This is a genomic window from Xanthomonas phaseoli pv. dieffenbachiae (genome assembly GCF_008639345.1).
Taxonomy (GTDB): domain Bacteria; phylum Pseudomonadota; class Gammaproteobacteria; order Xanthomonadales; family Xanthomonadaceae; genus Xanthomonas; species Xanthomonas phaseoli.
Genome location: NZ_CP041380.1, coordinates 3,332,108 through 3,345,416 on the forward strand (window position 1 = coordinate 3,332,108; position 13,309 = coordinate 3,345,416).

12 protein-coding genes are annotated in these 13,309 nt (G+C 66.2%); 5 read left to right on the forward strand and 7 right to left on the reverse strand.

Features of this window, described 5'->3' with window-relative positions; translation table 11 throughout:
* Positions 1–12 precede the first annotated feature (12 nt).
* The 6 genes from FLG15_RS15105 to pdxH form a co-directional block, all read right to left on the reverse strand.
* Complete coding sequence (locus tag FLG15_RS15105) at positions 13–417, reverse strand: DUF350 domain-containing protein (RefSeq protein WP_057678732.1); 405 nt, start codon at positions 415–417, stop codon at positions 13–15.
* Between the two features lie 35 nt (positions 418–452).
* Positions 453–1,130, reverse strand: a complete 678-nt coding sequence (locus FLG15_RS15110) for a YjfK family protein (RefSeq protein WP_039572232.1) — start codon at positions 1,128–1,130, stop codon at positions 453–455.
* On the reverse strand, positions 1,127–2,206 hold the full coding sequence (locus FLG15_RS15115; protein WP_057678730.1) for a potassium channel family protein: 1,080 nt from the start codon (positions 2,204–2,206) through the stop codon (positions 1,127–1,129). The genes FLG15_RS15110 and FLG15_RS15115 overlap by 4 nt, the downstream gene beginning before the upstream one ends.
* A gap of 25 nt (positions 2,207–2,231) precedes the next feature.
* A complete protein-coding gene (locus FLG15_RS15120; protein WP_017158982.1) occupies positions 2,232–3,005 on the reverse strand; it encodes a PspA/IM30 family protein in 774 nt (257 codons plus the stop codon).
* A gap of 12 nt (positions 3,006–3,017) precedes the next feature.
* Positions 3,018–3,434: a YjfI family protein gene (locus FLG15_RS15125; RefSeq protein ID WP_007965635.1), complete on the reverse strand. Its 417-nt coding sequence runs from the start codon at positions 3,432–3,434 to the stop codon at positions 3,018–3,020.
* Positions 3,435–3,612: 178 nt separating this feature from the next.
* Positions 3,613–4,212, reverse strand: coding sequence for a pyridoxamine 5'-phosphate oxidase (gene pdxH / locus FLG15_RS15130; RefSeq protein ID WP_017157840.1), 600 nt, complete (start codon positions 4,210–4,212; stop codon positions 3,613–3,615).
* A gap of 168 nt (positions 4,213–4,380) precedes the next feature.
* Here pdxH and FLG15_RS15135 point away from each other — a divergent pair, with 168 nt between their 5' ends.
* From FLG15_RS15135 to mdtD, 5 genes are all read left to right on the forward strand, one after another.
* Positions 4,381–4,923: a shikimate kinase gene (locus FLG15_RS15135; RefSeq protein WP_057686964.1), complete on the forward strand. Its 543-nt coding sequence runs from the start codon at positions 4,381–4,383 to the stop codon at positions 4,921–4,923.
* Positions 4,920–6,032 carry a 3-dehydroquinate synthase gene (gene aroB / locus FLG15_RS15140; RefSeq protein ID WP_150146683.1) on the forward strand — a complete coding sequence of 371 codons (1,113 nt, stop codon included), beginning with the start codon at positions 4,920–4,922 and terminating at the stop codon, positions 6,030–6,032. The genes FLG15_RS15135 and aroB overlap by 4 nt, the downstream gene beginning before the upstream one ends.
* A 297-nt stretch (positions 6,033–6,329) precedes the next feature.
* On the forward strand, positions 6,330–6,584 hold the full coding sequence (locus FLG15_RS15145) for a WGR domain-containing protein (RefSeq protein ID WP_005928169.1): 255 nt from the start codon (positions 6,330–6,332) through the stop codon (positions 6,582–6,584).
* A gap of 14 nt (positions 6,585–6,598) precedes the next feature.
* Positions 6,599–7,663 (forward strand): uroporphyrinogen decarboxylase, encoded by a 1,065-nt coding sequence (hemE, locus tag FLG15_RS15150; protein WP_017157843.1) that lies wholly within the window; start codon positions 6,599–6,601, stop codon positions 7,661–7,663.
* A gap of 365 nt (positions 7,664–8,028) precedes the next feature.
* Positions 8,029–9,450 (forward strand): multidrug transporter subunit MdtD, encoded by a 1,422-nt coding sequence (gene mdtD / locus FLG15_RS15155; protein ID WP_039583691.1) that lies wholly within the window; start codon positions 8,029–8,031, stop codon positions 9,448–9,450.
* Between the two features lie 34 nt (positions 9,451–9,484).
* Here mdtD and FLG15_RS15160 read toward each other — a convergent pair whose 3' ends face one another.
* Positions 9,485–13,030: a hybrid sensor histidine kinase/response regulator gene (locus FLG15_RS15160; RefSeq protein WP_150146686.1), complete on the reverse strand. Its 3,546-nt coding sequence runs from the start codon at positions 13,028–13,030 to the stop codon at positions 9,485–9,487.
* Between the last annotated feature and the right edge of the window lie 279 nt (positions 13,031–13,309).

Consider the following 13,309-nt stretch of genomic DNA (forward strand, 5'->3'; position numbering starts at 1 on the left):
GCCTGCGCTCCGTTACGGCGTGATCGCGGCGGCATTGATCAGCCCCACCGCGATCGACACGCCGGCCGAAAAAATACCGGCGGCGGTGATGTTGTCGGTGATCTGCCGCGAGATGCGCCCGGCCACCAGATTGGCCAGCAGATAGGCCACCACCTGGATGCCGCAGGCCACCAGGCCCCAGATCAGCGCGTCGACCAGGCTCACCGAATGGGTAATGGCCGAATGCAGCGGCAGCGCCACGCCGATCAGGTTGCCGGCCAGCGCGGTGGCCGCTGCCACATTGCCTTGCCGCAGCAAGGTGAAATCCTTGTGCGGAGTGACCAGGGTCACCAGCACCACCGAGACGACCAACACACCCAGGCCGGTACCGAAATAGGAAAGAAACGCGAGAAAACTCTGCAGGTTGATCGGATTCATGACAGGACCAAGGTGGGTGGAAGACGCGTGCGCGCTCAGGTGATATCCAGGTCGGCAACGGTGACATCGATACCGACCGCATAGGTGACGCAGAATTCGTTGGGGCCGGAATCTTCGCCGGTCACCAGCAGGAATTCTTCGCGCTGCAGCTCCGGCACATCGCGGCTGTAGAGCATGGCGTAATGGGTCAGATCGCCATCGCGGCGTGGCGGCTGGTAGCGGTACAACACTTCGTCGTAGGCGATCGGCGGAATCCGCGACGCGTCATCGGTGGACTGGGTGGCGCGCTGCCATTGTTTGCCGGCGTACTCGATCTGCGCCGCGCCCAGGTGCGGGTGCTGCATCACGAACTCCTGAAACGCCTGCTTGCTGGGCGGGTTCACCGTCTCGCAATACACGAAGGCCTTCATCGCTTCCAGATCGCCGCCCACGGTGGTGACCTGCAGGAACGCATCGTCGTCCAGGTAGAACCGGTGCAGCGCATAGCCATCGCCCAGATTGACATGACCGTAGCAGGGAATGCCCTGATGCCCGCCCGGCAACTCGGCGGTCATGGCCTCCGGTGCCATGCGGTACAGGGTGGTGTCGATCTCCACCTGGCCACCGACACGCAGCCCCAGGGGCAGCGTGTGACCGATCGCGCCACTTCCGGAAGCGGGCAGCGGCGGCGGTTGCGGTTGACCGAACAACTTGCTGAAAAAACTCATCGTCAGACACCTTGTGGCGATGGGGAAATGGGAGCCTCGCTGCGCATGGCCTGCCAGGCGATGGCGTGCGCCGGCACGCGCTGCTCGGCCAGGTAATACAGCATGGCACCGGCGGCGACAGCGGTGCGTGCTGGCGGGTTCAAGCGCAACGCGCCATCGGGCGCACGCAGGCCCAGCAGCAATGCGCCGCGCTCACCGAAATCGGCCGCAAGCCGGCTGTATTCCAGCGGTTGCACATTCGCAGGTACTGCAAGACTGAATTGGGTGGGGCCATCGTCGACCGACAGCAGCTCGGCGGTGATCGCCGCGCTGCCCGGATCCTGCGCCGCACGTGCCAGGATCTCGGCCGTCATCGGACGCGTGCACTCGATGGCGGGGTAATGGCAGTTGACCAAGCGCGCCGCGCTGGCCGAATCGAAGTGCGCCACGATATGCGCGGCCGGCGCATTCGCCATCAACGCGAACACCGCCGCCAGGGTCTGGTCGTCGGAGGGCGGGTTGACGATCACCCGCGCCGCGCCGGCAATGCCGGCACGCAGGTACACCTCGGTATGCGTGTACGACTCGGCAGCAATGAAGCGCATGTGGTCGGGCATCGGATTTTCCGCCACGCCCTCGGCGATCAGCACCACGCCTTCGTCATCGGTGGCGGTGTCGGACAGCAGCAATTCCAGCAGGCGCGTGGAGGCCGCGCCCTGCCAGCCGATCAGAATGGTGTGCCCGCGCAGGTCTGCATAGGCCATCTTGCCCATGTGGTGGCGCCTCCAGAAAGTGATGAGCACGCCGCTGGTCTTGGCCAGCACCGTGGCGAACAACGCCACCGCACCCGGCATCAACACGAACGCGGCGATATAGCGCCCGGCCACCGAACCCGGCGACAGGTCGCCGTAGCCGATGGTGGTGGCCGTGGTCATGTAGTAGTACGGAAATGCGTCCAGGCCGACGAGCTTGTGCTCGCCAGCCCACAGCAGCAGCAACCAGCTCAGCCCCATGTGCGCCAGCAGTGCCAGCGCCACTGTGCCCCAGCTGACGCGGCGCACGTGGCGCCGCAATACCTGCAACAGCCGTCCAACGATGATCATGGCGCATCCTGTGCCGTGCGATGGATCAGCTGTCGCTGCGCGGAACCTGCTGCACGTCGCGTACCTGGCCAATCAGCGGCGCGCTGCCGCCGGCATTCTCGTGACCCAGCTGCGCAGCTGGCTTCTTGAAGCGTGCCAGCACCGCAGCGGCGTTGGATTCGCCTTCCATCAGGCCAGCGGCAGCCAGGCGCCGATTGAGATCGCCATCGCCGCTGGACGCTTCGAGTTCTTCGGCCGATTCGATGCGCGCGGAGGTTTCGGCCTGGCGCGCCTTGATGCGCTCCAGCGATTCCAGCGCCGAGCCCATCTTGCTGCTGGCACCGGAATGACGCGCGGCGATGGCGGCCTGCGCCTTCTGCACCGCGTCGGTGGCCTTGACCGTATCGATCTGCTGGCGCATGCCACGCAGCTGGTTCTCGGTCTTCTGGATGGTGGCCTTGAGCGTCACCACCGACTGGTCCAGCGCAGCCTTGGAGGCCTTGTCGCCGGCATCCTCGCTTTCCAGCGCGGCCAGCTTGACCGCCACGTCGTGTGCCAGCGCTTCGTCGTTCTTGGCCAGCGCGCCTTCGATGTAGCGCGTGTATTCGGCCATCTTGCCGGCGCGTGCGTCGATCTTCTGCTGGGCCAGCTTGCTCTGCGCCATCAGCTTGGTGAGCTCTTCGCGCGAGCGCGTGAGCTGGGCGCCGGCATCGCGCATTTCCTGGTCCAGGATGCGCAGCGCATTGGCGTCGACGGCCTTCTGGCCGGTTTCGTGTGCGGTACCACGCAGCAGCGTGATCAGCTTGGAAAAGATACTCATGACAACACGCCTTTAGGAAAAGAACGGCTTGAGAGATTCGGCGGCATCCAACGTATTGGCCGCCAGGGTCTGGATTTCTTCGTCGATCTGGTCGAGCGTCGAGGAGGCCGACAGTTCGCCAAACACCACGTAACGGTCCTTGCCGTCGACCTGGACCAGGCCCAGGTTGGACAAGGGGTTGAGCGGATTCAGGCGCAGGCAGGCGTCGTTGAATGCGGCACGGTCGTTGACGTGCTCGGCATGGGCCAGCAGCGTGGACACGAAAACCTGCGAGCCGGAAGCGGCAACCTGGATCTGCATGTCGCCGTGGTCGGCCAGGGTGAGATTGATGGCCGGCTCCAGGCCGTCGATCAGTTCGACCTGGATTGGCTGGCCACGGTAGCGCTCGGCCAGCAGGCCGTGCAATTCGACGGTGGTATACTGCGTCATACGATGTCCTGTCCTTTGGTCATGCCGTGGTGGTGATGCAGCGAACGTCCTGCAGCGACCGGACATACTACAGACTGCCCATGACCGGCAGAAAGGGCCGAAAGTCAGCTGGTCAGGCGCGCGGCAGGCGCGCAAACCGCCCGTTCAGCTGGCTTGTCGCCCACGCCGGCCAGCTGCCTCACGGATACAGCATCCGCTTGCTCCAATGGCTGGCCGCGTCGGCCTCGTAGCGCCAGCGCTCGTGCAGGCGGAACTTGGCGCCGTACCAGAACTCGAACGCCTGCGGCACCACCCGGAATCCGCCCCAGCCATCCGGGCGCGGCACCTGGCGCCCTTCGAACGTCGCTTCGACCTTGGCAATGGCCGCATCGAACTCTTCGCGCGAACCCAGCGTCTGCGACTGCCGCGAGGCCCATGCGCCGATCTGGCTCATACGCGGGCGCGAGGCGAAGTAGGCATCGGATTCGTCCGCGCTCACCAGCTGCACGCCGCCTTCGATGCGCACCTGGATGCCGGCTTCGCGCAGGCTGCGCCACAGGAACAGCAGCGCCGCCTGCGGGTGGGTCTGCAGGTCGCGGCCCTTTGCGCTGTCCAGATGGGTGTAGAACACGAACCCGCGCGCATCGAAGGCCTTGAGCAACACGGTACGCGCGCTCGGCCGGCCATCCACGTTGGCGGTGGCCACGGTCATCGCGCTGGCTTCGGGTTCGGCGCTGTTCTGCGCCTCGGCATACAGCGCGGCGAAGGTGGCAAGGGCTTCTGCGTACAGATCGGTCATGACGGTGCGTGGCAGCCAGATGGACGCCTATTGTGGGCGCATCGCCCGCGCTTCGCCTATGCACCGCGATCGAATTGCCGAAACGGCGCGGAGTTGGTGTGGCTGTAGACAGCCAGTACACCGTGCCATCGGCCCGGCCCGATGGCGTGAATGCTAGGATCCCTGCGCATGAACCCCGCACCCAATCTCGTGATGGTCGGCCCGATGGGCGCCGGAAAAAGCTGCATCGGCCGCCGCCTGGCCGAGCGCTTCGGGCTGGAATTCGTCGATGTGGACCAGGCCATCGTCGAACAGGTGGGCAGCAGCATCCCGGCCATCTTCGAGCAGCATGGCGAAGCCAGGTTTCGACAGCACGAGACCGAGACCCTGCAGGCGCTGCTGGAACAGGACAACAAACTGATCTCCACCGGCGGCGGTGCGGTGCTGGATCCGCGTAACCGCGAGCGCATCTGCGCGCGTGGGTTCGTGGTGTACCTGCATGTCAGCGTGCCGGCGCAGCTGACGCGGCTGGCGCGCGACCGCAATCGCCCGCTGCTGCAACGCGCCGACCGCGAGCAGGTGCTGCACGCGATGGCCGCGCACCGCACGCCGCTCTACCGCCAGGTCGCCGATCTCAGCCTGGAAACCGATCATCTTTCCCCCGCCGAGGCCACCGCGCAGCTGGTGCTGCGCCTGGCCGCGCAATGGCGCATGTCGAGTGCCCCCGCATGACACTTCCCCGTTCCTCGCGCAGCGTCGATGTCGACGGCGCGCAGCCTTACACCATCACCATCGCCCCGGGCCTGCTGGCCGACGGTGCGCGCCTGGCCAGCCACGTGCGCGGCCGCCACGCGCTGCTGCTCAGCGACTCGCAGGTGGCTCCGCATTACGCGGCCGGCGTACGCGCCGCCTTGTTGAACGCGCGGCCGGACCTGCAGGTCGGCGAATTGGTCATTGCCGCCGGCGAAGCCTCCAAAACCTTGGAGACCTTTGGCTCTGCGATCACCGCACTGGCCGAACTCGGTGCCACCCGCGACGCCTGCGTGTTCGCGCTGGGCGGCGGCGTGGTCGGCGACCTGGCCGGCTTTGCGGCGGCGTGCTGGATGCGCGGCGTGGACTGCGTGCAGCTTCCTACCAGCCTGCTGGCGATGGTGGATTCGTCGGTCGGCGGCAAGACCGCGGTGGACATCCCGCAGGGCAAGAACCTGGTCGGCGCCTTCCATCCGCCGCGCGCGGTGATCGCCGACCTCGACACCTTGCGCACCCTGCCCGCACGCGAACTGCGCGCCGGCCTGGCCGAGGTGATCAAGTACGGCGCCATCCGAGACCCGCTGTTCTTCCAGTGGCTGCATGCCGAGCGTCACGCACTGCTGGACAGCGACCCGGCGGCATTGGCGCAGGCCATTGCCCGCAGTTGCGAGCACAAGGCCGAGATCGTGGCGCGCGACCCGCTGGAAAAAGGCGAGCGCGCGCTGCTCAATCTGGGCCACACCTTCGGTCACGCGATCGAAACCGAGCAAGGCTACGGTGCGCCCGGCAACGACAACCTCAACCATGGCGAGGCCATCGCGGTGGGCATGGTGCTGGCGGCGCGCCTGTCGGCCGCGCTGGGCATGAGCGATCCACAGGACACCGAAGCCTTGCGCGCGCTGCTGCACGACTTCGATCTGCCCACCGAGATCCCGCAGGGCCTGTCCCCCCAGGCCCTGCTCGCGCGCATGCGCCTGGACAAGAAAAACATCGCCGGCCGCCTGCGCCTGGTGTTGTGGCGCGGCATCGGCAAGGCCGAGGTCGTTCCGGACGTGGAAGAGGCCGCAGTACTGGAGATCCTGGCGGGATAAGGCCAGCCGGCCGAAGGCACGGAACGCCGGACGCCCGCAACCAGCTGCCGTCGATCGCCACGACGCTCACTATTTGTAGGAGCGCCCCCCCGGGCGCGATGGGGCCTTGCCGATAATCCCTATCGCGCCCAGGTGCGCTCCTACGCACTGCCTGCCCCCGTCTGCACCGGCGGTCTGAACCTCGCTCGGGAGCGCTCCGGCAAGCGCGGACGCCCAACCAAGCGCCTTATCGCAACCAGAACCCCCGGACGCGCGACTGCTCTCAGCCTTCAGCAGCGCCCGGCTACAATCGGCCGCATGCGCATCCTTCTACAACACGATCCCGGCGGTAACGCGCCGCTCCGCTACGTCCAGCTGACCCTGCAACCGGATCTGTTCGGTGGCTGGGAACTGCTGCGCGAAACCGGCGAGATCGGCGGACGCACGCAGCTGCGACGCGACCAGTACCTGCAACAGGATGAAGCGGACCGCGCCTTCGACAAGGCGCGCGACACCCAACTCAAACGCGGTTTCCAACTCATCACCGGCGGCGCCGACGACGCGCCGCGCTGAGGACACACTTTCCCATGCTCAAGAACGATCGCCTGCTGCGCGCGCTCAACCGTCAGCCCGTGGACCGCACCCCTGTGTGGTTGATGCGCCAGGCCGGCCGCTATTTGCCGGAATACCGCGCCACCCGCGCACGCGCCGGCAGCTTCCTCGGCATGGCCAAGAATCCGGACATCGCCTGCGAAGTGACCCTGCAGCCGCTGCAGCGCTTTCCGCTGGATGCGGCCATCCTGTTCTCCGACATCCTGACCATTCCCGATGCGATGGGCCTGGAGCTGTATTTCGTCGAAGGCGAAGGCCCCAAGTTCCGCCACCCGGTGCGCGATGCCGCGGCAATCCACCGCCTGGGCGTGCCGGACATGGAGACCGAGCTGCGCTACGTGATGGATGCGGTGCGGGTGATTCGCCGCGAACTGGATGGTTCCGTGCCCTTGATCGGCTTCTCCGGCAGCCCGTGGACGCTGGCCTGCTACATGATCGAAGGCGGCGGCAGCAAGGAATACGCGCGCATCAAGGCCATGGCCTTCAATGCGCCAGAGCTGCTGCATCACCTGCTCGGCACCGTCACCGACGCGGTGATCGCCTACTTGGCGGCACAACGCGCTGCAGGCGCACAGGCGCTGCAGGTGTTCGATACCTGGGGCGGTGTGCTCTCGCCGGCGATGTACCGCGAATTCTCGCTGCCCTACCTCACCCGCATCGCGCGTGAACTGGAACGCGGCACCGGGGCCGAGCGCACCCCGCTGGTGCTGTTCGGCAAGGGCAATGGCGCCTACGTGGCGGATCTGGCCGCCAGCGGCGCCGAAGCCGTGGGCGTGGACTGGACCATCTCGCTGGCTGACGCCGCCCAACGGGCGGGCGGCCGCGTTGCCCTGCAGGGCAATCTCGACCCGGCCACCCTGTACGGCTCGCCCGAAGCGATCCGGAGCGAAGTTGCCAAGACCCTGGACAGCTACGCGCAAGGCAACGGCGGCTCACGCGAAGGCCACGTCTTCAACCTCGGCCATGGCATGTCGCCGGATATGAATCCAGAGCATGTGGGCGTGTTGGTGGACGCGGTGCAGAGCCTGAGCAAGCGCTAAGCCGCCGCGTCGAGCGAGCCGGGTTACACAGACCCGGCCTGTGCTCGCGCCTGTGCCTGTGCCTGTGCGCACCTTGGCATTGCTGCGTCCTGTCCTGCGCCACTGAATCGATCCGCCGGATCTGCAGATTCACTTCGCCTCCCGGATTACCGGTGCTGGAGGCGCTGGGCCATGAAGCGCGTCGCGCGCTTCACACCTGCGCCCAACCAGCCAGTGCGATAACGCGACCTCGTTGAGCGCGCGCGGCGGGCCTGGCTTCATCACAGCGCTCGCCGGCAACACACGCATGCAGGGCGTCGCACACAGCGTTCCGCGCCGTGCACAGCAGGGAAGCGATAATGCAGCGTTCCCCCGGCCAAGCCCCCATGTCTCAGCCCGTCCCCGCCTTGCGCGCCTACGCCAGCATCAAGCCGCTGCTGTGGCTGGTGTCGCTGGCAATCTTCATGCAGATGCTGGATGCGACCATCGTCAACACGGCGTTGCCGTCGATGGCGCGCAGCCTGCGCGAAAGCCCGCTGCAGATGCAGTCGGTGGTCTTCAGTTATGCGCTGGCGGTGGCGATGTTCATCCCCGCCTCGGGCTGGATCGCGGACCGCTTCGGTACGCGGCGCACCTTCCTCGCCGCGATCATCGTGTTCACCTTGGGCTCGCTGCTGTGCGCAGCCGCGCAGCACCTGCCGCAGTTGGTGGCCGCACGCGTGGTGCAAGGCATCGGCGGCGCGATGCTGCTGCCGGTCGGGCGTCTGGCGGTGCTCAAGACGGTGGCGCGCGCAGACTTCCTGCGCGCGATGAGCTTCATCGCGATTCCTGCCTTGATCGGCCCGCTGATCGGCCCGACCCTGGGCGGCTGGCTGGTCGAAGTCGCCTCGTGGCACTGGGTGTTCCTGATCAACCTGCCGATCGGGGTACTCGGATTTATTGCCGCGCTGAAGATCATGCCCGACCACTATGGCGATGCACGCAAGCGCTTCGACCTGGTCGGCTACCTGATGCTGGCGTTCGGCATGGTGGCCTTGTCGCTGGCGCTGGATGGCATCTCGGAACTCGGCCTGCGCCATGCGTTCGTTATGTTGCTGGCCATCGGCGGACTGGCTGCACTGGCCGGCTACTGGCTGCATGCGGGCAACACCCCCAACGCGCTGTTTCCGCTGGCGCTGTTCAAGGTAGCGAGCTACCGCATCGGCATTCTGGGCAACCTGTTCGCACGCGTGGGCAGCGGCTCGATGCCGTTCTTGATTCCGTTGCTGTTGCAGGTGGGCCTGGGCATGAGCCCGATGAATGCCGGGCTGATGATGGTGCCGGTGGCACTGGCCGGCATGGCCGCCAAACGCGCGGCGGTCAAGCTGGTGGGACGCTTCGGCTATCGGCGCGTGCTGATGCTCAACACCGTGCTGGTCGGCGTGGCCATGGCCAGCTTTGCGCTCATCGATATCGGCCAGCCGCTGTGGCTGCGCCTGGTGCAACTGGCCTGCTTCGGCGCGGTGAACTCACTGCAGTTTACGGTCATGAACACCGTGACCCTGCGCGACCTGGACCGCGACCAGGCCAGCCCCGGCAACAGTCTGCTGTCGATGGTGATGATGCTGGCCACCGGTTTCGGCGCTGCGGCAGCGGGCAGTCTGTTGGCGGCATTCAATACCCATCTGGGCGATACGCATGGCGCTACCGCCGCCTTGCATGCCACCTTCCTGTGCGTGGGCGGCATCACCTTGTCGTCGACGTTGATCTTCTGGCAGCTAGCCGAGACGCGGCCGCACCCCAAGGAAGTGGAAGCGGTTGCCGAATAGGTGCTGCGCTGGCGCACGGTCGCTTCCGCCGCGGCTACGCCCCATCGCGCGCGCGAGCATGCCGCAACGCCTCGGCAATGGTGGTGGCCAACATCTCGCCGGTGAGCGGCTTGCGCAGGAAACGGTCGAAGCCCGCTTCCTGCGCGCTTGGTTCGGCGGCTTCATCGGAGCGTGCGGTCACCGCGATCAACGGCATCTCGTAGCCGAAGACGCGCAGTTGCCGCGCCAGCGCAAAACCATCCAGCCCGGGCAGGTCCAGATCCAGCAATGCCAGATCGAACGTGTTGTCGGCCGCTTCGGTCAGCGCCGCCAGGCCGTGCGGCGCATGCACCACCGAGTGCCCCTGTGCGCGCAACAGGCCGATGATGACCTCGGCGATGGTCGGGTCGTCTTCCACCAGCAGGATGCGCTGGGGTTCGACAGGGCTGGCGGCATGCGCGACCTCGCCGTCCAGCGTCGCGTTCGACGCCACCCAGCGCAGCGGCAGATCCACCACAAAGCGCGTCCCCGCACCGAGCCGGCTGATCACCTCGATATGCCCGCCCATCGCCATCGCCAGCTCCTGACAGATCGCCAGGCCAAGCCCACTGCCGCCATAGCGTGAAGTGGTCTTGGCGCCGTCGCCCTGCTCGAAGCGCTGGAACAATCGCGCCTTCTGTTCGGCATTGATGCCCGGGCCGGTGTCGGCCACTTCGAAGCGCAGGCCTTGATAGGAACCGAGCGTGGTGAGCTTCAGCGCGACCACGCCGCGCTCGGTGAATTTGATCGCGTTATTGAGCAAATTGAGCAGGATCTGCCGGATGCGGGTGGAATCGCCGCTGGCAGTGATGTCGCCGAGCAGCCCGATTTCCAGGCTGAAACGCAGCCCGCGCTCCTGCGCCAATGGCGCCATCAGCGCTTCGACTTCGGCCACGAGCTGACGCACCGAAAACGGCTGGAAATCCAGTTCAAGCCGGCCCGATTCGATGCGTGCCAGATCCAGCGCATCGTTGACCAGCCGCAACAGATGCGCACCCGCACGGCGGATCGACTCGGTATAGCTGCGCTGCGTGGCGTCTTGCTCGGTCTTGAGCAGCAATTCGCTCATGCCCAACACGCCCGTCATCGGCGTACGCACTTCATGGCCCAGGGTTGCGAGAAAACGCGTCTTGGCCAAAGACGCCTGCTCGGCCAACTCCTGCTTATGCACGGCCAGCTGCCAGGCATTCAAACGCCGCAGCCGACGGCGGTACAACAAGATGGCCGCGGCGATCACGCACAGGCTCAGCACCGCCAACAGGCCCAGGCCCCACGGCGACAGCCACCACGGCGGCAACACCTGGAAACGGACGATCTGGCTGGCCGACCAGATGCCATCTGCAGTGCGCCCCTGCACTTCCAGCGTGTAATGCCCGGAAGGCAGGCGCGAAAACAAGCGCTCGCCGGTGGACCCCACGTCGATCCAGTCCGGGTCGTAGCCACTGAGGCGGAAGCGGTAACTGGTGGATTCGGGATTGGTAAACGTGGGCATCCGCGCCACGATATGCAGGTCGCGATCGCCGTCCTGCACCTGCAGCGGCGTCTTGCCGGTGACATCCAGTTCGCGCTCGCCGCGTCGCAGGCTGACACGTTCGATCAACAGCTGCGGTCGGCGCAGATTCGGACGCATCGTGGCCGGATCGAACACCACGATGCCATCGGACGTGCCGCCCAGGATCTGCCCCGTGCTTGCCTGCACCAGCGTGGCCACCTGCAGCGGCGAACTGGGAAGTCCGTCGTGCACGTCGTACACCCGCACCAGCTTGCTGCCGGGGTCGACCCGAATCAGTCCACGATGACTGGAGACCCAGGCCACGCCACCGGCATCGATCACCAGGCCGGTCGGCGAGACCATCGGAAATTCCTGTTCCTTTCCCACCGTATCCAGATGCGTGAGCTGCTTGCCGTCCCAGAGATAGCGCCGCAATTGTCCGGCCAATCCGATCCAGACGATGCCGCCATCTGCCTGGCGAAACACATAGGTCGGCAGGGACGGCGCGCCGCGGACCGCAACGAACTGGTCGGCATGCGGATCCCATCGCCACAGCCCGGCATTGTTGCTCAGCCAGATCTGCCCATCCGGCCCGATCCGCATGTCCAGGACAGTCAGCGCCTTCAGCCCGTGGCTTCCATAGTCGAGCGTCCTGAGCAGCTGGCCCTCGCTGCTCCACAGCTGCACCCCGTGCGTCAGCAGCGCCACCCAGATGCACCCCTGTGCATCTTCGGCCATCCTGCCAGGCCTGCCGACATCTTCCAGATCGGTTGCCGAATCCTGATGCCCGAGCAGTGGCCAACGCCTGGCCTCGCCTGTCTGCGGGTCGTACCGAACCAGCCTTTCCTGCACGCCAATCCAGACCATTCCCTGCCTGCTCTCGATGACGGTATCGGGAATGCGTTCTGGATCGACCGGGGCCAGGCGTGGCTCCACGCGACCGGTGACGGGATCGAAATGCTCAAGCGTTCCCCGTGTGCCGACCAGCCAGATGCCGCCCGTGATCGAAGGCGCCGTGGCAACGACCGAGGGGTTGGCGAGCGATTGCGGATCATCTGCGCGATGCGAAAACAGCGCGAAGGTATCCCAGCGCGGAGGCAGGTGCCACAGCCCGCCCTCCAGGCTGGCAAACCACAGGCCTCCTTCGCGGTCCTGGTAGGCGGTGATCCAGTTCCGGTTGACCAGGCCGTGCGCCGAGAAACTGTAGACCGGCACGCGTTCGACGCCACCATCGCGGGTACTCATGCCCAGGCCGGTGGCGGTATCCAGCCAGTAGCGCCCGAGCCGGTCGCGCAGCAGGACGCCCCTGACCTGCGCGGTGTCCTTTCCGCCTTGCCAGGTGCGGGCCATGGGCCGCCCGACCGTGTTGAACTGGACGGGGTTGCCGTCGAAATCGGCAACCCAGAGCGCCTTGCCGTCGGGCTCCTTGTACATTCTGTTGACCGACTGGGACGGGCCCGGAAGCGGCACGCGCTCCAGGCGTCGGCCATCCCAGTGCACAAGCCCGCCCCAGGTGCCGATCCACAGGCCGCCGTCGGGCGCAACTTCCAGACCAACCACGTTGTCGGACGGCAAGCTGCCGGCATCGCCTGCCTTGGCAGAAAAGTGCTGCATGCGCCCGTCGGGCCGGTAACGATACAGGCCCTGCTTGGCGGTGCCGATCCAGATGTCGCCGTCCGGCGTTTGTGCCAGCGACCACAAGGTGGCGTCGCGCAATTCGGGGAACTGCGGATCTTCCAACCGTTTGAACGTGCGCGTGTTCGCCTCCAGATAGCCGACACCGCCGTCCTCGAAGCCCATCCACACCCGGTCGTTGGCATCGACACAGATGGTCCAGACCACGTTGCTGGTCAGGCCATCTTCCATCCGCCAGATCCGATAGTTGCGGCCATCGAACCTGGCCAGGCCGTCATCGCTGGCAAGCCACAGATATCCCTGTTTGTCCTCGGCCAACTGATTGATCGTGTCCGACGGCAGCCCGTCGGCGATCGTCAGCTGGATGGGTACCGGTGTTGCGGGCGTCCGCGCCTGCACCGGAAGCACTGCCAGACACAGGCATACCCAGAGCACAGCGAGCAGCCGATGGGGCAAGCGGGTTAGAAAGCGCACCGGATCAACTTCACGACAAGTCGGCGCATAGTGCGGGCCACGCGCGGTGCGGGCAAGCGCGTTCTGCGCGTTCTGCGCGTTCTGCGCGTTCTGCGCGTTCTGCGCGTTCTGCGCATGCGCTCAGGCTACAAGACGCATGCGCGACAGGGGCATTGGCAAGTCCACTCCACGTTGCAAGGTTCGCAAGAGCGGACCCAACAATTCGTTCCCACAAAGCCTGCTTGCGACGCAACCGCTCGC